Origin of the sequence: Janthinobacterium saanense (assembly GCF_014200675.1) — a bacterium.
GTDB lineage: Bacteria > Pseudomonadota > Gammaproteobacteria > Burkholderiales > Burkholderiaceae_D > Janthinobacterium.
Genome location: NZ_JACHCI010000027.1, coordinates 1 through 25,002, shown reverse-complemented (window position 1 = coordinate 25,002; position 25,002 = coordinate 1). Strand labels below are relative to the sequence as shown.

Genomic DNA, 25,002 nt, shown 5'->3' with positions numbered 1-25,002 from the left:
AAGCCAACCACGGAGATGCACATGGCGATTACTGAAGAGAGCAACAAAAAGGCAGCGGCCGACTATGCGGCCGCCTACGCGGAAGAGCCGCAACGGGTGGAGCAGACCGAAGATGAAGCATTCGGACTGACGCCGGACGAAGCCCCCGGCACGGCCACGCCAACCGGCACTGCGCCCACCGTCTCGATTGACCTGGACAAGAGCCGCGATGGCGGTGAAGGCGAGCCAGCGCCCGCAGCTGCAGGTAAGGAAGCTGCAGGTCCTGCAAGCGACGATCCAGCAGCACAGGAAGCCGGAGCGGCACAGGCCCTCGACGTGGAGAAGGAAAACCAGCGCTTGCGCTCCTGGGAAGGCCGCCTGAAGGCGCAGCAAGCGGAACTGGATCGTGAAAAAGCGGGTGCCGGCACGCCGGCCGCCGGCGATAAGGGCGACCAAGACGATAAGGGCGATGCCGCTGGCAAGGGGGATGAGGAAGGCGTGGACAGCGACGATCCGGACCTCAAGGCGCTGGCGGACGATTTCGGCCCGGAATTCGTCGCGCTCTTGCTCAAAGTCATCAACAAAGTCGCAAAGCGTTGCGCCACCACAGTCGCCGGCGAGCATGCCGGTCCAGTGCGCCAGGACATCGACGCGATCATCGCCGAAATTACCAGCGAGAAAGAGCGGGCGCACTTCGAAAAAATCGCCGATGCGCATCCGGACTTCATGGACATCGCCAATTCCGACGAATTCAAGGCATGGCTGGCCGGTTTGGCACCTGCCGAGAAGGAAGAAACCGAGCGCGTGGCCAGCGCTGGCACGGCCAAGGAAATCATTGCCATGCTCAAAAAATACAAAGCATCGAAGTCGGACGGTGACGCCGATATGGATACGGCCATGGATCAGGCCGAAGGCGTGCGCAGTACGGGCGGCTTGAAATTGCCGGAATCCCCAACCGCCGCGAAGGACTACGAAACGGCCTGGGAAGCGCACTAAACCGCAGTAGCTGCACCTGCGCAGGCTCGCAGGTCGTCAACCCGTCGGCGTCATCGACGGGGCTCACAGGAACGCAACCATAGCGCAAACACCATTCATCGCGCGGCCGCCCATGGCGCCGTGCTGATGGGTCACGTCTGCATACGACTGGTTTCCGAATTTCATGGTGTGAACGGACAGGCCGGCTGGCCCCCGCTCCCGCGCTGAATCGACTGTGTACCCAACTTTTCTATTCGATTTTGCACCCATTTTAGAGGAAATCTCAATGTCCGTTTTCGGCGATATTCAACCACGTACCGCAGCATTTGCGGCCAAAGAACTGCTCAAGCGCGGTATCCCATTCATGATCCTGGAGAAGTTCGGCCAGTCGAAACCCTTGCCGGGCAATTCGAGCAAGACCATGAAGTTCCGTCGTTACAACGCGCTGGACGCCACGCCGACCGCGCTGGCCGAAGGTATCACCCCTGCGTCGCAGCAACTGACCATCACCGACGTCACTGCCACCCTGACGCAGTACGGTAGCCGTATCCAAATCACCGATGTGATCCTCGATACCCATGAAGACCCGGTGCTGAACGAGTCGATCACCCTGCTGGGTGAGCAGGCCGCGCAGATGATCGAGAAAATGCGTTTCGGCGTACTGAAAGCGGGCACCAACGTCGTGTACGGCAACGGCGCCATGCGTAGCGCGGTCAATACTGCGCTGAGCATTGCCGTGCAGCGTAAAGCGACGCGCGCCCTGAAGCGTCAGAACGGTCGCGCGATCACCACGGTGGTCAAGTCCACGCCGGCATTCGGTACGGAAGCTGTTGCCCCTGGCTTCATCGGCCTGACCCACCCGGACCTGGAAAGCGATATCCGTGGCATGCCAGGTTTCGTGCCGGCTGAGAAATATGGCGCGATGACGCCGTTCGAGAATGAATTGGGCAAGGTGGAAGACGTGCGCTATCTGACGTCGACCATCTTCGATTCCTTCCCGGACGCCGGTGGCGACAAGGGCGCCATGCTGTCGGCCAGCGGCGTCAAAGCCGATGTGTACCCCGTGCTGTACCTGGCAGCGAATGCCTATGGCATCGTGGCCTTGAAAGGCATGTACGCGGTGACGCCGATGGTCGTCAACCCGAAGCCTAGCGATTCTGACCCGCTGGGCCAGCGCGGCCACGCCGCGTGGAAGAGCATGCAGACGGCTGTGATCCTGAACGATGCGTGGATGGTGCGCGTGGAAGTTAGCGCAACGGCATAACGGCGTCAGTACGCCCCTTGAAAGGCCCGCATGGTTGCGGGCCTTTTTCATTTCATCCGAATTTATGGAGTAGACGCATGAACGCGAACACCAAAAAAAGCAGCACCTCCCAAGTATCGACACTCGATGATCTGGGCGGCTTCGACCAGGCAGAGGCAGTCTCGACGGCAGTGACAGGCAGTGCGCACGATGACGCGCTGAGCGGCGACAAAGTGAGCATCACCATTTACGAGCAGGAAGGCGAGATGGGCCGCGAAGCCGTTTTCGTCAGCGTCAATGGCGTCGGTTATCAGATTCCGCGCGACGTGCGCTCCAGCATTCCGGTCGAAGTCCTGCACGCCCTCGAAAACTGCGTACAGGACATCCACGAATCGCTGCCCAATGGCGAAATGAAGAAGCGTTCCTTGCGCCGCTTTAACTTCAACGTGCACGGCGCGGCATAAGGCCAGCACCACACCTCGATACCCATAGTCGGGCCACCCATTCACCGGAGAGCGTAATGCCTTCAACTAAAGTAGTCGACGCGCTCTTTCGCGTGTCAACGCAGCTGCAGGACATGGCTCCGCAGTTCACTCGCTGGAATGAAAAGGAGCTTGTGACCTGGCTCAACGATGGTCAGCGTGCCATTGCCAAGTATTTGCCGGCATCGTGCTCCCGTGTGGATGCGATCAAGCTCAAGCCTGGCACCAAGCAATCCATCGAACTGCTGGGCGCCGGCAACCTCTTGCCGGGCGATGGCTCGCCTGCCACTGCCGTGTACGGGAACTATCTCAACGACGTGGTGCGCAATATGGGGGCGGATGGCCTGACCCCTGGTCGTGCGGTGCGCGTTGTATCGCGTGAAGTGCTCGACAGTCAGAATCCTGACTGGCACACCATTACGGGCGCCGGGCGGGTTGAGCAATTCGTATTCGACCCGCGCGCACCCAAGATTTTTTATGTCACGCCCGCCGTCAATGACACGCCAACTTGGGTAGAAGTGTCGTATCTGGCCAATCCAGCCGAGATTCCGAACACGGGAACCAAGGCGGCGCCGCTGTACGGAGTTGACAGCGTCAATCCAGCTGTGATTTCCGTCGATGACAAATACATCGATGACCTGGTGAATTACGTCCTGGCGCGCGCTTACATGAAGGATGCCGACTTTGCATCTTCCCAATCCAATGCGTCTGCCTATTCCGGCATGTTCACCAGTTCGCTTAATGCCCAGGTGCAGGCTTTGACCGGCAACAACCCGAATCTGGCCGCCTTGCCGTTTGCCACCCAGGCACAGATTCCAGCGGCGGCGCACTAACCCATGGCCATTTCCCTCGAAATCTTTTCGCCCTACGTGGTGCCGTTTGTCGTGGGCTGTCCGGACAGCACGATTCGCATGAATCTGCTTGAAGCGGCCATCGAACTGTGTGAGCGTAGCGGCGTCTGGACCGCCAATGTGCCACTGGCCGCCATGGACGGCGGACTGTTCGCGCCGGTCTTGCCGGCAGGTGCGCGGGTCATGCTGGTCAAGGAAGTGTGGCGTTCCGCTGCAAGTGCCTTGCCTGAGAGCGCCTATGACGTCGCGGGCGACTGGAACACGCTCAGCTTCCGCGAGCCGCAGCTGGCCGCACAGGCGGCTGGCTTTACCGCGACTGTTTGCATGGTGCCCACGCGCATCACGGCCGGCCAGCCCACCAGTGATCTTCCCGACTTCCTGGTCGAGCGGTTCCTGAACGGGATTGCGGCCGGCGCCAAGTTCCGCCTGATGTGCATGCCAGGGCAATCCTGGTCAAATCCCGTACTGGGGCTCACCTTCCAGCAGGAATTCAACCGCGCATGCGGCACCGCTGCGATTGAAACGCAGCACGGCCGGGCAGCAAACAGCCCACGCGTTCAGCACCGCCGCTTCCGATAATGAAAGGATCTTCATGAATTTACCTAGAAAAGTTAAACACGCCCTAGCGCGCCGCGCTCTGGGCTTTGCCGCACTGGCGGCCGGTCCCAGCCTGCTATCGATGGCGTATGAGGTGCCAGCATGAGCCACATTCAGGCATTTCTCTTCACCGCGCTGTTCGTGCTGCAGCTGGCGGACGTCGCCACTACCTACTACATCATTTCCCGTCAGATCGGGCGGGAGGCAAACCCGCTCATGGCCTGGTTGATTCGCCAGTTTGGCCTGGCGCCGGGTCTGCTGCTGCCGAAGGCGGCCATGCTCGTTGCTCTGTACCTGGCAGTGCTGGAGCAAGGCATTCCCCACTGGGCGCTTGCAGGCCTCATTGCCCTGTATGTATGGGTCATTTATAACAACGTCGGCGTAATCCGTGTCGGATGGGAGCGCGCCAAAGGATGAGCAGCTGGCCAAATACATGGCTGAGAGCTTGCCAGGTGGGTAGCGCGCGCGGCAAGGGTCCGCGTCTGCGGTGCATACCGCGCCGCATGGTCGTCACCGACCGTCGCGCCACATAACACGGCCCATCACGCCGTGGACAGCCTCACAAGAACCCGCTACGGCGGGTTTTCCATTTTAGGAGCCTTCATGGCAGAACCAGTCTCAACCTTCGCCGCGCTTACCGCCACGCTGCTCAAAATCGCCCTGGCGTCCCTTCCAGGCGCCGCCGGCGCCGCCGTGTCGCTCAAGTTTCTAGGAGACAGCTTGAGCGCATCACAGAAATTTGTCTCCTTCCTCATCGGTTTTGCCTGCGCCATCTACATCGCGCCGGCGCTGATCGACTTCTTCAGCATCGGCGGCGACCGCGTGCATTCCGGCGTGGAGTTCCTGGTAGGGCTCTTCGCACTGGCCACCTGCCGCGAGGTGTTCACGGAAATCAATTCGGCCGACCTGATCGGCGCATTGAAGCGCCGTTACCTGGGGAGTGATAAATGACGATCAAAGTGCTGTCGTTTGCCGTGCTGCTCGGCTGTCTTTTCTGTGTGCTCAACCCCCGGCTGCAAACGCGCACCGTCGGCACGGCCACGCTTTCCTTCATTGGCATTCTCGCTTTGGTGAATTTCTTATGATGACGCTCGCACAATTGGTTCAAATCATGCCGTATGCGCGCTCCCGCGCGTCCGTCTTCCTTCAACCGCTGAACGCAGCAATGCTGGAATTCGGCATCAACACCCCGGCGCGGCAAGCCTCATTTCTGGCCCAAGTGGGTCATGAATCGGGGCAGCTGCTCTATGTGCGGGAGCTGGCCAGCGGCCAGGCCTATGAAGGGCGCGCAGACCTGGGCAATACACAACCAGGTGACGGCGTGCGCTTCAAGGGGCGCGGCCTGCTGCAAGTGACGGGCCGCGCCAACTACACAGCATGCGGCAAGGCGCTTGGTCTGGATCTGCTGGCCAAGCCCGAGCTGCTGGAGCAAGTCGTGCTTGCCTGCCGTTCGGCCGGCTGGTTCTGGCAGATGCGCGGCTTAAATGCGCTGGCGGACACGGGCAACCAGGTGAAAGTTTCGCAGCGCATCAACGGCGGCTCGAACGGCCTGGCGGCGCGCCTTGGTCTGTTCGAAGTGGCGCAGCGGGTGCTTGCATGATGAGCGCGATCGATGTGCGCCCATGGCTGGCAGGCCTGCTGCTGGTCACGCTGGCCTTCTTTGTCGGGGAGTGGGAGGCGCAGCGCAGTTGCGCCGAGCGCCTGAACGCAGCCGATGGCCTGGCACGGGAGCAGCTACACCTGGCCACCTCCAAGGCGAAGCAGGACACAGCGCAGCTGACCGCGCAGCACCAGGCCGTTGACGCGGTACACCTACAAGAGATTCATGATGCAAAAACTACCATCGATACTCTGCGCGCTGACGTGCGCAGCGGCGCTGTCAGCCTGTCAATCGCCACCCGTGCGCTTCGTGCAGGCGCCGCCAGCCCAGATCCCGGCACTGGGTATATCGAAACGCGCTCCGAACTTATGCCAGAGGCTGCTATCGAGCTTATCGACATCGCCGCTGACGGAGACGACGCGGTGCGGGATCTCAACGCCTGCATTGCCAAGTACGACGCCGTGAGGCGCACGGTCAACCCGTAGTCACTGCCAGCACCACCCCGAGAGCCCGCTATATGCGGGCTCTCTTTATTTCAGGACCACATGATTTCCATTTCCAATTTTGGCGGCATGATGCCGCGCCAGAACGCCGCCATGCTTCCCAACGCGGCCGCCCAGGTCGCGCGCAACTGCACACTCTGGCATGGCGACTTGCGCTCGTTGAAAAGCGCCAGAACGGTAGTCACACCCGTGCCGCTGGCGCAGGCGATCAAGAGTATCTACCGCATGGGCATGTCCCTGCCAGAAACCCAGTACTGGCTGACGTGGACCACCGACGTGGACGTGGCGCGCGGGATAGTGGCGGGCGACACCACCGAGCGCACCTACTATACTGGCGACGGCGTGCCGAAAGTGACCAATTTGCAAATGGCAACGCAGGGAGGCACAAGCTACCCCGTCAATGCCTATGCCCTTGGTGTGCCGGCGCCCTTGCAGGCGCCAACCTGTGTCGCCAGTACCTCGACCGCGCCGGCGGAAACCCGCGTCTACATCTATACCTACGTCTCGGCCTGGGGGGAAGAGGGCGCGCCTTCCCCCCCCACCAAGGTAACGGTCACGGAAGGTGGCTCCGTCAAACTCGGCCTGCTGGCGACAGCGCCGACGGGCAACTACAACATCGCTGCCAAGCGTATCTATCGCAGCCAGCAAACGGCCAGCGGATCGGCCGTCTACGAATTCGTGACGGAAATTGCCGATGCCAGCACCACTTTCGAGGACAAGCTATTGCCCACGGAGCTGGGCGAGCCGCTATCGACCCTGTCGTATGCCCTGCCGCCGGCGACGCTGACGGGTTTGGTGGGTTTGCCCAACGGCATCATGGCGGGATTTTCGGGCCACGATCTGTACTTTTGCGAACCGAACTTGCCCTATGCATGGCCCGAAAAGTACCGCCTGACGGCCGATTATCCGATCGTCGGGCTGGGCGTCTTCGGGTCGAGCATCCTGGTGTGCACCAAGGGTTCCCCTTATCTGGTGACAGGCGTGCATCCGGACAGCATGTCGATGGAGCGCATCGAGCTCGACCAGGCGTGCGTCTCCAAGCGCTCGATCGTGTCGATCGGCGGCGGCGTGATGTATGCCTCGCCCGATGGCCTGGTCAATGTCGGTGTCGGTGGCTCGCGTGTTGTCACGCAGGCGCTGTACACCCGCGAGGAATGGCAGGCACTGGTCCCTGAAACCATCGAGGGGTATTTCCATGATGGCAAGTATGTCGCTTTGTATGCCGGCGGCGGCTTCATCCTCAATTCGCTGGAGGATGCCAGTCTGACCATGTTCGATGAAACCGTCACTGCGGGCCATGTCGATGCGGTCAACGATGCCTTGTACCTGGTGATCGGCGGGGAAATCAAGAAATTCAATGCCGGCGCCAACCTGACGTACACCTGGCGGTCGAAGAAATTCCAGTTCGCGGCAAGCCCTGGCCCAGGTTGCGCGCGCGTCGATGCCGACACATATCCCGTCACCTTCAACCTGTATGCCGATGGGGAGATGATCCATTCCCGGCAAGTGCTCGATGAGCAGGTATTCCGCCTGCCAGGCGATTACCGTCCGCGCCAGATCGAGCTCGAACTGATCGGCACCCAGCGGATTCGCCTTCTCGCAGTCGCTGACCGTCCCAAGGAGCTGAAAATTGGCTAATTTGCCCAGCATCCCAGCAATTTCCTCCAAAATTCCAACCGAGGTGAGCGCACTCTTGCGCCCGATGCGTGAAATTCTCAACGCATTTACTGCTGGCGATCATCAAGTAGCGAAACTGAAGGACCTGCGCGCCCTGGGCCTACCACTGCCCGGAGAGAAGGGCAGCGGCACGGACCTCGGCGCGACGCCGCCCAAGCCGACGGGCTTGAACATGTCCGGCGCGCTGGCAACGATCATCCTGGCATGGGATGCGACCAACTTTGACAAGCTGTCGCATACTGAAATCTGGCGCGCACAGTCCAACGATTTCAGTCTTGCCCAGATGGTAGGGCGCTCCGATGGCCGCATTTACGTCGACAACGTCGGCGGTGCGGCGGTGCGCTTTTACTGGATTCGTTATGTGTCGCAGGCCAATGTTGTCGGCCCCTTCAACGCCCAGCTGGGCACGCGTGGCGAAACTGGCGCAGACCCCGCTTACTTGCTGTCATTGTTGACCGGCCAAGTGACCCAATCGCAGCTGTATGCGGACCTAGGAAATAAGATTGAGTTGATCACTGCGCCGGCAAGCACCGCCGGCAGTGTCGCACAACGCATCCTGGCTGAGACGACGGCGCGCGACAAGGCAATTGCAGCGGAAGCAAATTTGCGCATTGCTGCCTTTTTGGCCGAAGCCAAGGACCGGGGCACGGCGATCGGCCAGGAAAGCACCTTGCGCCAGGAAGCGGACAACGCGCTGGCGCAGGAAATCCAGTATTTGGTAGCAGCGAGTGATACCAACCTTGCTGCTTATAAACAGGTCGTTACCGTCATTGCCACGGGCGATTCAGCGTTATCGAGCCGTATCGAATCGCTGGCAGCGCAAACGGCCGACAACATTACCGCCGCTATTCAAAAGGAAGAGACGGCGCGCACCAAGGCCGATAGCGCAGAAGTGGCCGCCCGACAGGTGTTGTCGTCAAAGGTGCTGGGCGTGGCGGACCCGGCGACCGTCGGTGCCGTCGCCAGCCTGTCCAGCGGATTATTGTTCGAGGAACGAAACTTACGCACTACCGCCGATACGTCGCTGGGCACGCGCATTGACAGTCTGACAGCCACGGTAAACGATAACGTTGCCAGTATCACCCGCGAAGAGAAGGTCCGCGCAGACGCGGACACCGCCCTGACGGAATTGGCCCAGTACCTCAGCGCGGCAACCGCGACCAGCCTGGCCGCTTCCCAGGTGGCCTATTCCGCGCAAGTGACGGCCGACACTGCCGTCTCTCAGCGTATCGAGTCGCTGGTAGCGGAAACTGCAGCTGGCCTCAAGGCCGCCATTGTCAGCGAGCAAACCGTGCGCGCTACAGCTGACAGCGCCACCGCCACGGAACTCAAGCAGTTACAGGCTATCGTCAGCGACCCCAGCACTGGGTTGGTCGCCAAGTATGCCGCAGTGAAAGTGCTGGCCGATGCTTCCGTCACGGCGCTGGGCAAAGTCCAGGCGAAGTACACGGTCAATATTGATGTGGACGGCATTGCCGGCGGCTTTGGCATTATCGGCAGTGGCGACGGCCTCACCTCTACAATCGATTTCGGGGTGCGCGCAAGCACCTTCTTTGTTGCGGGGCCAAGCGGCAATGGAATCGCGCCATCAACTCCATTTATCGTGCGCACTACGGCCAGCGTGATCAATGGTGTTAACGTCCCTGCCGGCGTGTACATCGCCGATGGATTCATCGCAAATGGCACCATTACCAACGCTAAAATTGGTAATGCGGCCATCGATGATGCAAAGATCGCCAGCCTCAATGCGGGCAAGATCACCGCTGGAGATATCGCTGCCACGCGGATGCAAGCGAATATCGTAACGGCATTGATCGGCAAGTTCAGCACTTTATCGGCATTGGCCGCCAGCCTGGGGCAGATTGAGATCAATGCCGGCGGATACTTGCGTACCCAAGGCGTCTCGTCGTTTACGGTCGGCGCCGGGCTCTGGATGGGGCAGGTGGACGGTGTCTATAAATTTCGCGTGGGCAATCCTATGGGCAACTACATGCAATGGGATGGCTCCAGCCTAACCATCACTGGCAGCGGGCAGTTTTCGGGGAAGCTGATGGGGGCAAGCGGGGAATTTTCAGGAAACCTCGTCGCGTCGAGCGGTACTCTTGGCGTTATCACGGCCGGTCTGCTCAGGAACACGGCCAATACCAGTTACATGAACTTGAACGCCAGCGGCGCCGAACCGTTTCTTTCGGTCGGCAACGGGGCCATTGTTCTGCGCGCTAACGGGTCTGGTCAATTCTCCCGAGAGTTAATTTCTGAACCAAATGTGATCTCGCGCGGAGTCACTGGGGTAAATGTAGGCTGGGTGGGATACATGGGGGGAGAGCATATTCCGTTCACCGTTTACATCGATACAAATGTAGGCTATCCAGATGGGTGGTACGACGCGCCATCGATCGCCTATATGGCAACAGCCACAATTGCTACAGGGAAGTCCAATAACGGAGGCATAAATGGCTTTACTCAAGCTGAAATCGTGTCAGGGGATGGCCTTGGGAATTTGAATGCCTACCCCATTGATAATCGAATTTATATCAAGTTCACTTGGACACCTACAACGGGGACTGGTCAAATCTTGCCAGAAACCATCAAATGGAAACTAGTAAGGGTTTGATAATTTCCATAATCACCTTTAACCGCCTCTTACAGGGCGGTTTTTTTTTGCCCGATCGGATCATCCGGAAAAATCTAAGTTTTCGGATACCCGGTGATATCGTTCGCGCGCCTTGATAAACCGGAGCTATAAAGCATGAATAATTTCCAACTTATCGCGTCCGACATGGACGTTACACCGCTGCTGTTGGCGATCAAAATGAAGCCGCACCTGTGGCGCGAAGATACTTACCTTCGAAACTACCCGCAGGGACCCTTTGGTGATGTCGAGTCCATCATGCTGCGTTTTCCTGTGAAAAGCGTGCGAGAAACCCAAGCAGAACTGGATGCGCATCTGAGTCAGATCGACCAGCACGAAAGCATCGACTATCCCGCCTACAAAATCTTGAGCGAAGCCCGACCCCTGATTATGTGGCTGATGTCGCGTGTCGGCGGCGAACGCCTGGGTCGCTGCATGATCAACAAAGTAAAGCCGGGTGGAAAAATTACACCCCATGCCGATACGCCAGCGCATGCCGAATATTACAGCCGCTTCCATATCGTGCTGCAGTCGAATCCCGAATCGCGTTTCCGCGCAGGTGAAGAGACGGTCAACATGGCATCCGGCGACATTTGGTGGTTCGACAACAAACAAGTGCACGACGTCATCAATCACGGCAGCACTGACCGCATTCACCTGGTTGTTGATATCCGGACGGCACGATGACAGTTCACTTCCAGGTTGAAAAATGGCGTGATGCGCTGCCGGAAATGGAACCCATCCTGGTCAAGCACTGGCGAGAAATTGCGCTGGGGCACGACAAGGTTCCGCTGGATATCGCGCGTGAGCGCTATCAGCACCTGTGTGATAACGATTTGTTGCACGTCGTCACCGCGCGCAAGGATGGCGTCATGGTGGGCTACCACGTTGCGATTATCAGCGGCCACCTGCATTACGAGAGCACCTTGCACGCCATCACAGATGTCTACTTCATCCTGCCGAAGTATCGCCTGGGGTTCACGGGTATTCGCATGTTCCGCTTTATCGAGTCGCAAATGCGGCAGCGTGGAGTAAAAAAACTGATCACGGGTACGAAGCTGCATCTGGATATCGGCGCGGTGCTGCGTTTCCTGGGTTTTGCGGCAACCGAAACGGTCTACACCAAATACATCGGAGATTAAATGAAACGCTATCTGGTGCGGTGCAAGCGCACCGCTTTTCAGGACCGCCCGCGCTTCTACTGCGTGATCGCCGGTGTGGTTGGGGCGGTAGGTGCCGTAGGTGCCATTTCATCGGCCAGCGCGGCCAAATCAGCATCAAGCAAAGCCGCCGCGTCGGCCAACAGGACTGCCGATGCCTCGGAGCGTGTCGCTAATGCCGAGCTGGAGTTTGCCAAGCAACAGGATGCTGACAACAAGATTCGCTTTGCCAAGGCCGATGCGCTGACTGAAAAAGTCACCAACAAGCAGCTCGAAGCAATGGATACAAATGCAGCCTTGGCAAAGGATTACGACGCCTACAACAAGAGCACGTTCCGTCCCTTGGAACAGAGCATTGTTGAAGATGCCAAGAAATATGATTCACCGGAAGAGCAAGAGCGCGCTGCCGGCGCCGCGTCGGCATCGGTCAAGCAGAACGTTGCCCAGGCGAATGAGTCCACCGCCCGCGCGCAAGCGCGCATGGGTGTCAATCCGAATTCCGGCCGCGCCCTGGTGACACAAAGCGAATCGGCGATCACTGGCGCCCTGGGTGAAGCCAGCGCTGAAAACACGGCGCGCCAGAACGTCAAAACAGTAGGCCAGGCGAAGCGCATGGACGCCGCCAGCTTGGGCCGCAACCTCGCCAGCTCGCAGGCGACCAGCGCGGGACTGGGCATCACGGCGGGTTCCGCTGCTGTCAACGCCACGGCTACCACGAACAATTCGGCCCTCAGCGGCGCCAGCACGGTAGGTGGCTTGTATAGCAATGCCGGTTCCCAGTTCACCAGTGCCAGCAACACCTATACCAAAGTGGCTGACGCGGCCACTGCCTCTGGCGCGGCGCAGGCCGCTGCGTGGGGGCAGCTGGGTGGTATGGGCATGGGGATGATGTCGAAATAATACGGTGCTACCGCTTGAATGAACTGAGAAATGAGGAAGTTATGACGTCTGTACTGGGTGGGTTTGTAGGAGGCATGCAGCAGGGCTACGGTTTTGTTGCTGATATGAAGAGCCGTCGAGCGGATGAAGAGCGCCGCACCAAGGAAGATGCGCGGCGCGAACAGGCGGCCGCATTTCAAGAGGAAACGCGGGGCCGCCAGCGGGCCGACTGGAAGAAGGAAGACCAGTACAAGGCTGATGTAGAAGCGCTGAACACCGATTACTTCCCACCAGCAAAAAAGCCCGCGCCCGCTCCCGCACTGGGCATCCAGGCCCCCAGCGCGGTGCCACAGACCGATATGCCCGCTGCGGAGACTCCTGCCGAAGCGATGCCGGCGCCTGCGAATGCCGCTGCCAGCGCGCCCGCGCCTGCAAGCGCTCCAGCTGTCCAGGCATCGACCTTGAGCGCCGCACAGGCCCAAGGCATGCCACAGGCGGCGCCGGTCCCTGGTGCGCCCGCCGTGGTGCCGCAACCGGCAGGTATGACGACGCCAGCGCCGGCGCACAAGCTGACCAACATGGCTTCCTCGATGGACTACTTTATCCGGCGTGCGGAAATCGACATGCAGCACGGGAAAATCGATGGCCCCGGCATGGCCGTGCTGTACAAGATGCGCAGCAGTGCCGCAAAGGAAGGCTTGAACGAGGCCATTCAGCTGCTCGCGCAGGGCGACAATGATGGCGCGATGCGCAGGTTTAACGAGAACGGCGATATGAAGGGCTGGAGCGTAGCTTCGTCCGTTGATGGGGTATTCGAGCACGCCGGCACCAAGTTGCCGACCAAAATCGTGACGGTCAAGGCCGATGACGGCAGTACCCGTACCCTCAATACCGCACAGGCGCTGGTACAAAACCAGAAGATCGAGGATCTCATTACGCAGGCCCAAAAAGGCACGGACATGGCAGACCGCCGCGCCGATGCCACAGCCGGCCGCAAGATACAGCAGCAAAATGCGGATACGAACGAGAATTATCGTCTCGACCAGGCCGACAATATGCGGGAACAACGCCGCCTGCAGGGCTTGGGCATCGATGCCAAGACCACCGCCGGGACCGCGCCAATCTGGGGAAAAGAAGACGATACTTTCCTCAAGGAACAGTATTCCAGCAAGGATGAGCTGTCAGGCAACAAAACCTTTGATGGCGAAGGGATGCAGTTTGCCAAACAGGTCGCCGTGGCGCGCTCGCGCTCGAATGGTGGCGATGCCGCTACGGCCAGCGCCTACGCCCTGACAGCCGACGCCAATCTGAAAGCCCAGGCCAAGGGTGACCCGGTCAAGTTGCGCCAGTTGCGCAGTGATGCCCTGCAAAAACTGGCGGCACCCTCGCCGAATCGCGCGGCAGCTGGCGATGCCGAATGGGCAGAGCGCACCGCCACCAGCCGCGCCGGCGCGCCGGCGCGCGAGGATGGACGTCGCCAAATCCTGATGCAAGAACTGGCAACGGAGAAGGACCCCAGCAATATTGCGGCCCTGAAACGTGAGCTGGCCGCGCTGGGTCCAGCGTCTGCGCCATCGCAAGGGCGCGGTGATACGGTCACCAATCCATTCGAGGACGCGGCCGGCACCGCTGGCCCAGCGCCTACCGACGCCCGCAAGCCTTCTTTTACTGTCGGCGGCATGTCTATCGCGGAACGTGACAAGCGCATGGATTTGTTCAACAAGACCGTCGGCGGCGGAGCCGATCGCTCGCGCTTTGCCGCCGGCATGGCCGCGCGGCAGGAGGACGTAGCCGCGAACTTCGACGCCAAGCTGGCGGCCATCAGGCCGAACATGCCGCGCGCGGAAGCGCAAGCCGTGCTCACGTGGATTGACGAGCAAAGCCAGGCCGGCACGCTGTCCAATCTGCAATTGGCGCAGGTACGCAAGGCCCGCCGCGCGGCGCGCATGTAGGACCGGCTCCGCCAGACCCATCCCATTTCATAACAAATACAATTCAATGACCACAACCAAAAAAACACAGCCGGCCTACCTGACCCGCGCCGACGATGAGCCAAACTGGGACGCCTTCGATACTTTCGTCGCACCCCAGGCACCAGAAAAAGAAGTACAGCACGCCGGCGTGATGCGCACGACGGGCGATATGGCCATCAAGGGCGCCCAGGGCGTCGTAGGGCTGGGACAGGCGGTCGTCGGCTTGGGTAGCTTGGCCACAGGCGGCCTGGTAGGCAAGGGCATGCGGGCAATCGGCTATGACCCCAAGGCGACGAACGAGTACCTGGGCGAGTACCTGAGCGACGACCAGAAGGCGTCAGATGCAGCCGTACAGAAGGAAGATACTTTCATGGGTGCAGCCGGCGCCATGCTCACGCATCCGCGCGCTCTGGCGGGTAGTATCGTGGAATCGCTGCCAGGCATGATCGCCGGCATGGGTGCCACCAGCGCGGTCGCGCGCGGGATTGGTGCACGGGCGGCCGCAGCCTACGGCGGCATGGGGACCGAGGCAGGCGCCACCGCCGCCAAGGCCGCCATCGAGAAGGCGGGCACCAAGCTGCTCGCCGTCAGTGGCGCCACCGAGGGCGCGCAAAGCGCTGGCCAAATCGCCGACGATGCGCAAGCTGCCGGGCGCAGCTATGGCCAGTACGCGCCGGCGGCCGTCGCTGCCGGCTTGGGCACTGCTGCCATCGGTTTTGGTGCCGGCAAGGTAATGGGCGACGCCGCCACCGATATCGCCACGGGCACGCGCACGCTGACAGGCGGCAAGGCGGCCAAAGTCGGCAAGGAACTGTTCAGCGAGGGCGTGCTGGAAGAAATGCCGCAGTCCGCCCAAGAACAGGCGTGGACCAACGTGGCGCAGGGCGAGAAAGATATCGGCAAGGGCGTGGCCAACGCAGCCGGTATGGGCTTGGTGACGGGCGCGACGATGGGCGCCGGCATGGGCATGTTGCATCGCGCGCCAGAGGCCACCCCAGTGCCGGCGCCGGTGCCGTTGCCGGATACCGGCCCCTTGTCGCGCGCGGCCAATGCTGCTGCGCAAGCCGCAGCGGATGCCAAGGCCGCACAGGCGGCCGCCAATCCACGTCCGGCAGCTGATTTGCCTTCCCTCGCCGACATTGACGCACGCATGGCCGAACTGCTGACGATCGGGCGCGGCACGCCAGCCCAGCGCGATGTCGATGCCGACGGCGGCAAGATTACCGTGCCGGCGACACCTGGCCGTCGCCTGACGCCGGAAGAAGTCAGCGAATTCGATTCGCTCAAGCAGGCGCGCGTTGCGCGCACCACCCTGCCGGCAGACCAGCAGGCCGAATTTGATGCCCTGCTGGCCGAGGAACAGGCCGCGCGCGATGCCAAATTTCAACCAGCCATCAAGGCGGCCGAAGCCAACCGCCTGGCAGCGGAACAAGCCGCCGCGCAGAAGCGCGATGCAGCCGAGCGCGCCGAAATCGAAGCAATGCTGCAAGCCGATGAAGACCAGCGTCAGCAAGACGACCTGGTTCGCCAGCAGCAGGTACTGGAAGACGTGAATACGCGCGTGGAGCGCGATACCCAGGCCCGGTCCCTGTCCAACCGGGCGGCGCTGCGCGATACCGTACTGGCCGATGAGGCCATCCCTGCGGAAGGGAAGAAAGACGCCTTTGCCGCCGCGCTCAAGCGCGAAGGATACCGTGTGCCTGTGCTCAACGAGATTGACCACCAGGAAATTGATGCTGCCAACCTGGCCGCCGCCCCCCTGCCCAGCGCGCCAAATGAGCTGATCGAGGCAGTTCCGGAACGCAAGCCAGCCGTACCCGCGCCCAGTGCGCCCAATACGCAAGCGGTTGATGCCGCCATCGCCGCCGGCATGCGCCTCAAGACCGCGAACGGCACGGTGCTGCACAAGCCGGGCTCAACCAAGATTTTCAAGCTCAGCACCGCGCAAAAATCCCACTACGTGGCCGCCATGGCCAAGCAGACGCAAGCCCAACCTGCCATCACGCCGGCGCTGGTTCCTGCCACCGCCCAGATGCCGGTTGCCACACAAGCCACCGAGGCCGCCGCCCCTCTAGCGTCATCAGCTCCCGTGCAGCAACAGCAGCAGGAAAGCGATATCTTGCTGGCGCAATCCCGTGAATTTGTACGGACCACGGGCAATGCCAGTATTGCGAAGCTGCAACAACACCTGCGCGTCGGGTACAACCGTGCGGCCCGCATGCTGGAAAGCATGGAGGCCGAGGGGCTTGTATCGCCCATGGCGTCGAATGGCGCGCGCAGCGTACTAGCCAGCGCCGCGCCGCTCGACGTGGCAGCGCATGCCGCCGCTACCTCGCCGCTCAATGACGTGGCACCACCGACGGATGCCCAGAAAGAAGCCGGCAACTATAAAAAGGCGCATGTGCGCCTGCATGGCCTGGACATTTCGATCGAAAATCCCGTGAGTTCGACCCGTTCCGGCGTCGATAAGGCTGGCCAGCCGTGGGAAAACACGATGCAGCACCACTATGGCTACATTCGCGGCACTGTCGGCGCCGACAAGGACCACATCGATACGTTTATCGGCCCGAACCACGCCAGCGATAAAGTGTTCATGGTCGACCAGGTGCAGCCCGAGAGCGGCAAGTTTGACGAACACAAGGTCATGCTGGGCTTTGATTCGATCGAGCAGGCGCGCGCTGCCTACCAGGCCAACTACGCTCCGAACTGGGCGGGCGGGCGCAATGTCAGCGAAACCACAGTCGCCGAATTCAAGAACTGGCTGGCCAGCGGCAAGACCAAGAAGCCATTTGCCAAGCTCGCGCCCGCACTTGCACCGGCGCCGGCCGCCGCCCCAGCGGCTGACACCGCGCCGGCGCTGAGCAAGCAGGCGTTGAACAAGATGCTGGTCACGGAAATGAGCGATGCGCAGCTGCTGCAGGCGCGCACCGTCTTTGCCGATGGCCCGCGCGGCCCGAAAATTGAGAAAGAAATCGCCAAGCGCGGCATTCATCCGCCGGCGGCGGCGCCGGTAGCGCAGGCCGCTACCACCTCCGTCCAGCCAGACAATACGGCGGAAGCTGGCATGCACACCAAGGCGACGGCGCCTGAGCACATCGATGTCGGCGTCGACGAGCGCGAGCTGGGCCAGATTGCCACAGAATTCAATACCGCCCAGGCGGAAATGATGGCGGGCGACCATCCCGTCTCCAACGTGTTCCAGCCGCCCAAGAAGGGGGAAGTGGTCCGCCTGGCTGAAAAGTCCAAGGTGTATCACAAAGAGCACGGCTGGATGACGCCCGCCGAGGCTAAAGTCATAATCGCGGAATGGAAGGCCCACGCTCAGGCGCAAGGGCAGGACCAGACCATCCGCAGCGCCAACGCGCAGCGCGTGGTGCTGTCGCTGTTCGATCTATCCGGCGAATGGTCGAAGCCATGGGAAGAGGCCGGCTATCAGGTCTACCGCTTCGACATTCAGGCCGACCCCAATGTCGGCGACGTGAACAATTTCTCGACCGGCTTTTTCGGCGACTGGTTCGGCGACTTCGACGGCATGGACATTTACGCCATCCTGGCGGCGACGCCATGTACTGACTTCGCCGTCAGCGGCGCCCGCCATTTCGCAGCGAAAGATGCGGACGGCCGCACGGTGGCCAGCGTCAAGCTGGTGCACCAGACCCTCAATACCATCGAATACTTCAAGCCGGCCGTATGGGCGGTTGAAAACCCCGTCGGGCGCATCGAGCGCCTGGGCGGCTTGCCACCATGGCGCCTGTCGTTCGACCCGAACCACCTGGGCGACCCGTACACGAAGAAAACCTTGCTGTGGGGCCGATTTAACGGCGATCTGCCTGTCGCGCCAGTCGAGCCGACCGAGGGCAGCAAGATGCACAAGCTGTATGGCGGCAAGAGCATGGCTACCAAAAATGCGCGCAGTGTCACCCCGGAAGGCTTTTCCTACGGCTTCTTCATGGCCAATAACGCCCATGATCAACCTGTCATGGCGATCGCCAACAAATACGATCGCCTGGACCGCACCGTGATCGAGCAGGCGGTGGCCGCCGGCGTGACCGAAGCCGAAATCAACCAAGCCGTTGAAGACCACTACTACATGGATATGGACGACGCCGCGGCGAATGAGGCCATCCGTGATTTGACGACCGGCAACATTGACCCGGACCTTGACCCAGACCCAGCGCCGACCAAGCCCAAGACAGCGGCCAACAAACCAGCTGAGAACGCACCGCCAGCCAAGAAGGACAGCGCCGCGCGCGCCACGCCGGACGATATGAAGCGCCATTCGGCGCAGGAAGCGCAAGCTGAATGGGCGGATGCGCGCGACGCCAAGCGCCGTATGCTCATGGCCCGCGTCGATCGGGCAGATCTGGCCGCGAAAGCGTGGGACGACATGACGCCGCGCGAGCACGCGCTGGTGCGCGAGGCGTTGGATGGCGATTTCGACGCCCCAATGTGGTATATCAACAACAAAGGCGACAAGGTCAACAAGTCCAGCATGCCGGTGGTGACCGAGAAGTCAGCCGCGCAGGTGGCCGACGAGCACGGCGCCAAGCACTGGGCCGATATGCAGCCGGCTGAACGTCACCACGCCCTGTTGAATCTTGGCCTGGGCATCGGTAAGGACGCCGATCAGGGCCAGTACAGCGCATGGGACCAGCTGGGCGGGAACGTGCGCACCGCCCTGGTCGCCCAGTTCGAGGCCAAAGCCCAGGCGCCGGCCGCCGCCGCGCCTTTTGCCGGCAACAAGCTGTTTACCGCCGACGCGGTCGAGAAGGCGCGCGCGCGCCTGAAGGCGAAACTGGGCAATATCAATGCCGGCATCGATCCCGAGCTCATGATGGACGGCATTACCATCGCCGGCGCCTATGTCGAGGCCGGTGTGCGTTCGTTCTCCGCATTCTCGAAGGCGATGGTCGAAGACCTGGGAGAGGCCGTGCGCCCCTTCCTGCGCAGCTTCTACGAGGGCGTGCGCCATTACCCAGGCCTCGACACCACGGGCATGAGCTCCACGAGCGACATCGATGCCATGGAGCAGGCCGGTACCGCGCCGCATACCCAGCCTACGAACGTGCAGAACGCCACGATCGGCGAAACGGTCAAGGTCGCGCCCAAGGCCAAGCAGGCGACCGATAAGGTCCTGCGTGCTGACTGGGGCGTGAGCCATATCGATGGCTGGGCGGCAATCGCCGGCGGCAAGAATGAGCAAACCGATTACGGCCTGCGTGGCGGCTTGAAAGACGCCTTCCTGAAGGATGCGCAAGCCTATCTGCGCGCCGTCTCCGGCGCCCTGCAGGCCCAAGGGTTCGTACCTTACCGGGACGACAAGGGCAAGCTGATCAAGGCCGTGAGCATCAACGAGTCCGGCGTGGCCGGTTCCGGTGACGTGCGCCTTGTTATGTTCCATCCAGAGAAAGAGCGCGGCATTTTCCTGCATATCGGCGATACAGCAATCCGTGGCATGGTGCCAAGCACCCCGTCCGGCATTGCGCTGATGATGCGTGTCGGCAACCAAGCCGACAAACATGGTGCCATGGGTCAAAACCGCTGGATGCCGGTGGACCTGCCGGCCGTCGATCTGGCCGATCATGCCGCCAAGGCCGTGCATGCTACCGCACTTTCCCGTTCAGCACTTGCCGTGCCGGCAACAATCAACGATACTGAAACCATTCCCGCGCCAGCGGCAACGAAGGAGCAACACCATGATTCCACCCCTACAGCCAGTACGCCTGCGATCGATTCGCCGGTGGCTGAAGGACAGCGACCCGCAAGCGGCGACGCTATCGTCCGAGGCGCTGGAAAGCCGCGCGCTCGCGCTGGACGAGACAATGCTCGAAGCGTTCGAGAGTCAGGAGGACGAGCTCAAGGCCAAGATGATGCGCGACAAGACGTGGGGCACGAGCGAGGGAATGACGCAGTTCCCGACCGATCGCCTGACGCTGTGGAGCGAAGTGACCAGCGAGTTCCTGCCGACTTCCGCCCCAGCCCTGGCGGACTGACCCGTGAAGGCTCCTGGTTCGACACGGCCAAGCGCAATGTCGACCTGATCGAACTGGCCCTCAAGATCGAGGGCGAAAACCGCCCGGCCACCCCGGCCGAGCAGGCGCAACTGGCGAAATACGTCGGCTTTGGTGCCTCGACCATTCGCAACAAGCTGTTCCCAATTCCGCCGGCCTCTTCCAAACAGCAGGAGCCGACGCGCCTGATCTGGCCAAGCCTGATTCAAGAAGCAAACTGGCGCAGCCTGGCCAGCCGCATGGAGGCCCTGCCGGCCGCGTGGCAACGTTCGGTGCTCCAGTCCTCGCAATATGCCCACTACACCAGCGAAGGCATCATCCGTTCGACGTGGGAGGGCATGCAGCGCCTGGGCTTTACCGGCGGCAAGGTGTTCGAGCCCGGTATGGGCATCGGCTCGTTCTCGATGCTCATGCCCGAGAACGTGCGCAACACCTCGCGCTATACCGGCGTGGAGTTCGACGGCCCGACCGCCCTGATCGCCCGCTTGTTGTCGCCTGAGCAAAACATGCTGCATGACGACTTCATCAAGCGCAAATTCCCGAAAGACTACTTTGACGTGGCGATCGGCAATCCGCCGTTCTCGCAAACGCAGATTTTCGCCGATCCAGATTACGAAAAGCATGGCTTCATGCTGCATGATTTCTTCTTTGCCAAGTCGATCGACCGCGTGCGCCCGGGCGGCCTGCTGGCGTTCGTGACCAGCAAGGGGACCATGGACAAGCAGACCGACAAGGCGCGCAAGTACCTGGCGGCGCGCGCCGACCTGGTAGGCGCCATCCGCTTGCCGTCGACGGCATTCGAGGATAACGCCGGCACGTCCGTCGTCACCGACGTCATTTTCCTGCGCAAGCGCCATGACGGCGAGACGCCAGCCGGCCAGCCCTGGGCCAAGGTGGCCACCATCGATACCCAGGATGGCCCGGTTGTAGTCAATGAGTATTTTGCCAACAATCCAGACATGGTCCTGGGCCAGAATCGCATTTCCGGCTACATGGACGATGCGGGCCGCCGCATCAACGCCAACGGGCGCGGCGGCGAGCAATACACGGTCGTCGCCTATGACAGCACGCCTGCCGAGCTCGATGCCAAGTTTGCGGCCGCCGTCGGCCGCCTGCCTGCCAACGTCTATTCCGTGCTGTCCCAATCGCCCGAAAGCGTGCAACGCGAGACGGCGAAGGTTGATTTCGACCCGAGCATCAAGCGCGAGGGCGTGGTCTACCTGGCCGAAGATAGCACCATCATGCGCGTCGAGAACGGCGTCGGCCATCCCCTCGATGCCGGCATGAAAATGAGCGCTGCGGACAAAGCATGGTTTTCCGGCTACGTGGGCATGCGCGACCTGGTGCAGGAAACGCGCCTGGCTCAGGCCAGCGATGGCAAGTGGGAAGTGGCGCTTGCCAAGCTCAATAAGGCCTATGACGCCTTCCGCGCGGAACACGGCCCCATCAATGATTTCCGCGTGCAGGTACGCAAATCGACTGACGAAGACGGCAAAACCGTCGAAACCGAAACGCGTATCTTCAAAAACCGCCGCCGTTTCCGTGAAGACTACGATTCGGCCATCCTGACCCAGATGGAAACCATCAATGAGGCTGGCGAGATCGTCAAGTCGCCATTCTTGCTGGGCCGCACCATCGGCAAGCCCATCAGCCGCGATGTGAAGACCATCGGCGACGCCCTGGCGGTATCGCTGGATAACACGGGCCGCCTGAATCTGGAGGATATCGGCCGCCGTATCGGCCTGTCGCGCGAGGAAACCATCGAGGCGCTGGGCAATCAGGTCTACAAGACGCCGGCCGGCGCATGGCAGCTGGCCGATGAATACCTGTCCGGTGACGTCGTCAGCAAGCTGGAGGAAGCAGAACAGGCCGCGCGCCTCGATGCCAGCCTGGCGCGCAACGTGGAGGCGCTGAAGGCCGCCCAGCCGGAAAAGCTGGGCCCGTCGCAAATCTCAGCCAAACTGGGCGCCTCGTGGGTGCCAGTGTCGCACGTCAACGCCTTTGCGGAGGAAATTGACGCCGGCGCAGTCACCTTCGACCCGAAAACCGAAACCTGGCAGGTCGACGGCGGCAACCTGCGCAGCCAGCGCCGCGCCGGTGCCGAATACGGCACAGCCGCGCGCTCGCCGTCCGAATTGCTGGAATCGGCGCTCAACAGCCGTTCGGTCAAGATCAGCACTAAGATTGATGACAAGGTGGTGACCGACCAGGAAGCGACGACGGCCGCCAATGAAATGCTCAAGAAGATCAAGGATAAGTTCAAGGGCTGGGTCTGGACCGATTCCGAGCGTGCCAGCGAGCTGGTCGAGCTGTACAACGCCCGCTACAACAACATCGCCCCTCGCCGGTTTGATGGGTCGCACCTGACGTTGCCGGGCGTCTCCATGCGCTATACCCTGCACCCGCACCAGAAGCGGGCGATCTGGCGCGTAGTACAAACGGGTGACACCTACTTGGCGCATTCGGTGGGTTCGGGCAAGACAATCGAGATGATTGCCGCTGGCATGGAGCAAAAGCGCCTGGGCCTGATCAACAAGCCGATGTATGTGGTCCCAAATCACATGCTGGAGCAGTTTTCCAACGAGTTCATGGAACTGTATCCGCTGGCCAACATCATGGTGGCCGACGATGAGAACTTTTCGGCCGAGCGCCGCAAGGCCTTCATCGCCAGCGCGACCCTGAACAACCCCGATGCCGTGATCATCACGCATGATGCCTTCCAGCGCATCGGCGTGAAAGAAGAATCCGTGGCGCCCATCCGTGACGAGATCCTGGCCGATCTGGAAATCGAACTGTCGAACACGGCAACGGATAGCGGCGCGCGCGTGCGCCGCAGCCAGCTCGAACAGCAGATTGAGGCAGTCACCCAGCGCTTTGACCGCATCATCGGCGCCGGCGGCAAGGATTCGACCCTGAAATTTGAAGATATCGGTGTCGATTTCGTATTCGCAGACGAAGCGCATGTGTACCGCAAGCTGGACTTCCACACTTCGCAGCAGATCAAGGGCATCGACCCGAACGGCTCGAAGCGTGCCCTCGATATGTACGTCAAGACGCGCTGGCTGCAGCAGCAGCGCCCTGGCCGTGCGATGGTCTTTGCCTCCGGCACGCCCGTCACGAACACCATGGGCGAGTTGTACACGATCATGCGCTACTTCGCCCCGGAAGAAATGGACCGCGCCGGCATCGCCTCCTTCGATGCGTGGGCGCGCCTGTTCGGTGAAGTCGCGCCGGCGCTAGAACCCAACGCCGCCGGCCGTTACGAGCTGGTCGAGCGCTTCGCCAAATTCGATAATGTGCCCGAGCTGATGAGCCGCGTGCGCCAGTTCATGGACGTGCTGACGTCCGAGCACCTGGGCGCGCTGGTCAAACGCCCTGACTTGATCGGCGGCAAGCCGAACCTGAACATCGTGGCACCAAGCGATGCCCTTGAGCACTACATGGCCAATGTGCTGGGTCCGCGCATCGAGAAGTCGAAGCGCTGGAAACCGTCGAAAGACGAACCAAACAACCCTGACCCGATCGTCTCGATTATCACGGACGGCCGCTTCGCCGCCATCGACCCGCGCTTCTTTGGCGGCCAGCTGGGCGAAGAGGGCAGCATCATCACGGATATGGGCGACAAGGTCGCGGCCAGCTACCATGCCGGCAAGGACAACGTCTATCAGGACCGCAGCGGCAACGACGAGCCCGTCAAGGGCAGCACCCAGCTGGTGTTTTATAACATGGGCTTTGGCGAGCAGTCGCAGAAGAATCGCGGCTTCAATTCGCGCGCCGCGTTCACCAAGCGCCTGACCGATGGCGGCATTCCGCGCGACGAGATCGCCTGGTTTGACGACGCCAACAGCGATGCAAAGAAAGAAGGCATGTTCAAGGACATGCGCAGCGGCAAGCTGCGCGTGCTGATCGGCTCGGCCAAGAAGATGGGCACGGGCGTGAACGTGCAGAAGCGCCTGGCGAAGTTGCACTATCAGGACCCGCCCTGGTTCCCGGCCGACGTCGAGCAGCCGCACGGGCGCATCATCCGCCAGGGCAACCAGAATGCCGAAGTGGGTATCGAGTGGTACACCACCAAGGGCACCTATCAATCGACCATGTGGCAGATGGTGGGGCGCAAGCAGCGTTTCATCGATCAGGCCTTTTCCGGCGACAAGACGTTGCGCAGCATGGACGACATGGGCGAGGCCTCGCTGTTCGAGCAAGCGGCGGCCGTTGCCTCGGGCGACCCGCGCGCCATCGAACTGGCAGGCCTGAAACAGGAAGTCGAGCGCTTCGAGCGCCTGCAGGCGGCGCACGCCAGCGAGCAAATCAACGTGCGCTCCGCGCTGCGCAGCGCCGAATGGCAGGTGGAATCTGCTCAGCGTGCCCTGAGAAGCTACGAGCCAGCGTTTGCCGCGATCGGCAAGCGACTCTATGCCTTCAACACGGCCAAGGTAGGCA

At 61.3% G+C, this 25,002-nt stretch carries 17 protein-coding genes; all 17 read left to right on the top strand.

What is annotated here, in order from left to right; all coding sequences use genetic code 11:
- Positions 1-21 precede the first annotated feature (21 nt).
- Positions 22-975, top strand: coding sequence for a hypothetical protein (locus tag HDE72_RS25205; protein ID WP_183747705.1), 954 nt, complete (start codon positions 22-24; stop codon positions 973-975).
- A gap of 265 nt (positions 976-1,240) precedes the next feature.
- Complete coding sequence (locus HDE72_RS25200; protein ID WP_183747703.1) at positions 1,241-2,218, top strand: N4-gp56 family major capsid protein; 978 nt, start codon at positions 1,241-1,243, stop codon at positions 2,216-2,218.
- Positions 2,219-2,295: 77 nt separating this feature from the next.
- Positions 2,296-2,661, top strand: a complete 366-nt coding sequence (locus HDE72_RS25195; RefSeq protein WP_183747700.1) for a hypothetical protein — start codon at positions 2,296-2,298, stop codon at positions 2,659-2,661.
- 56 nt (positions 2,662-2,717) lie between these two features.
- Complete coding sequence (locus tag HDE72_RS25190; protein WP_183747697.1) at positions 2,718-3,512, top strand: phage adaptor protein; 795 nt, start codon at positions 2,718-2,720, stop codon at positions 3,510-3,512.
- Between the two features lie 3 nt (positions 3,513-3,515).
- Positions 3,516-4,109, top strand: coding sequence for a hypothetical protein (locus HDE72_RS25185; RefSeq protein WP_183747694.1), 594 nt, complete (start codon positions 3,516-3,518; stop codon positions 4,107-4,109).
- 120 nt (positions 4,110-4,229) lie between these two features.
- Complete coding sequence (locus HDE72_RS25180) at positions 4,230-4,544, top strand: DUF5658 family protein (RefSeq protein WP_183747691.1); 315 nt, start codon at positions 4,230-4,232, stop codon at positions 4,542-4,544.
- A gap of 186 nt (positions 4,545-4,730) precedes the next feature.
- Positions 4,731-5,078, top strand: coding sequence for a holin (locus HDE72_RS25175; protein WP_183747688.1), 348 nt, complete (start codon positions 4,731-4,733; stop codon positions 5,076-5,078).
- Complete coding sequence (locus HDE72_RS25170; RefSeq protein WP_183747685.1) at positions 5,075-5,212, top strand: hypothetical protein; 138 nt, start codon at positions 5,075-5,077, stop codon at positions 5,210-5,212. Before HDE72_RS25175 ends, HDE72_RS25170 begins: the two co-directional genes overlap by 4 nt.
- The gene (locus HDE72_RS25165; protein WP_183747682.1) at positions 5,209-5,727 is read left to right on the top strand and encodes a glycoside hydrolase family 19 protein; all 519 of its coding nucleotides are present in this window, start codon (positions 5,209-5,211) and stop codon (positions 5,725-5,727) included. The genes HDE72_RS25170 and HDE72_RS25165 overlap by 4 nt, the downstream gene beginning before the upstream one ends.
- Entirely contained in the window at positions 5,724-6,212 is a 489-nt protein-coding gene (locus HDE72_RS25160) for a lysis system i-spanin subunit Rz (RefSeq protein WP_183747677.1), read from the top strand. The genes HDE72_RS25165 and HDE72_RS25160 overlap by 4 nt, the downstream gene beginning before the upstream one ends.
- A 60-nt stretch (positions 6,213-6,272) precedes the next feature.
- Positions 6,273-7,868, top strand: a complete 1,596-nt coding sequence (locus HDE72_RS25155; protein ID WP_183747674.1) for a hypothetical protein — start codon at positions 6,273-6,275, stop codon at positions 7,866-7,868.
- Positions 7,861-10,521, top strand: coding sequence for a phage tail tip fiber protein (locus tag HDE72_RS25150; protein ID WP_183747671.1), 2,661 nt, complete (start codon positions 7,861-7,863; stop codon positions 10,519-10,521). Before HDE72_RS25155 ends, HDE72_RS25150 begins: the two co-directional genes overlap by 8 nt.
- 135 nt (positions 10,522-10,656) lie before the next feature.
- The gene (locus tag HDE72_RS25145; protein ID WP_183747668.1) at positions 10,657-11,226 is read left to right on the top strand and encodes an aspartyl/asparaginyl beta-hydroxylase domain-containing protein; all 570 of its coding nucleotides are present in this window, start codon (positions 10,657-10,659) and stop codon (positions 11,224-11,226) included.
- A complete protein-coding gene (locus tag HDE72_RS25140) occupies positions 11,223-11,681 on the top strand; it encodes a GNAT family N-acetyltransferase (RefSeq protein WP_183747665.1) in 459 nt (152 codons plus the stop codon). Before HDE72_RS25145 ends, HDE72_RS25140 begins: the two co-directional genes overlap by 4 nt.
- On the top strand, positions 11,682-12,599 hold the full coding sequence (locus HDE72_RS25135; protein ID WP_183747662.1) for a hypothetical protein: 918 nt from the start codon (positions 11,682-11,684) through the stop codon (positions 12,597-12,599).
- A gap of 104 nt (positions 12,600-12,703) precedes the next feature.
- Entirely contained in the window at positions 12,704-14,530 is a 1,827-nt protein-coding gene (locus tag HDE72_RS25130) for a hypothetical protein (RefSeq protein ID WP_183747659.1), read from the top strand.
- A gap of 46 nt (positions 14,531-14,576) precedes the next feature.
- The coding region (locus HDE72_RS25125) for a DNA translocase FtsK (RefSeq protein ID WP_183747656.1) at positions 14,577-25,002 on the top strand (10,426 nt) is incomplete at its 3' end.